Source organism: Christiangramia aestuarii, from assembly GCF_009735585.1.
GTDB classification, from domain to species: Bacteria; Bacteroidota; Bacteroidia; order Flavobacteriales; family Flavobacteriaceae; genus Christiangramia; species Christiangramia aestuarii.
Genome location: NZ_VJVW01000051.1, coordinates 1 through 508, shown reverse-complemented (window position 1 = coordinate 508; position 508 = coordinate 1). Strand labels below are relative to the sequence as shown.

1 protein-coding gene is annotated in these 508 nt (G+C 66.5%); it reads right to left on the bottom strand.

Translation table 11 applies throughout. From position 1 onward, the window contains the following. Positions 1–508 (bottom strand): GMC family oxidoreductase N-terminal domain-containing protein (locus FLP08_RS16870; RefSeq protein ID WP_162431126.1); only part of this gene is annotated, 508 nt, incomplete at both ends.

Here is a 508-nt window from a genome sequence, read left to right as displayed (position 1 = left end):
TGGTATGCGGTAGCTGTTCCATGCGCAGGGCGTTGTCGCTGCCGAAGCCGCCGAGCAGCACCGAGGCCAGCGACGGTTGCAGCGGCGGCACCTCCAGTTTGTAGGACATGCGTCCGGTGACACCGTCGTCCCATTGGAAATGGTCGGAGTAGATCGACTGCGGTGCGCCGTAGAAGGGGTTGATCACCCGGTCGAACAGCCCCGCGCTGAAATTCACCGTGTGCAGGAAGGTGCGCTTGCCGACCCGCTGGCTCGGATCAGGCGCCTTCGAGCGGAGAAGAATCGCCGGGGTGTTGATGCCGCCGCCGGAGAGCACGTAGTGCCTGGCCCGGACCCTGATCCGGCGGCCGTTGGGCGCCACGCAGCGCTCATCCATGCCCAGGCATTCGAGGCCCGTCACCTTGTCGCCATCCAGCAGCAGGCGGTTGGCGCGCGCCAGGTAGAGCAGCTCGCCGCCCTTGTCGAGGGTCGCCGGGATGGTGGTGACCAGCATCGACTGCTTGGCGTT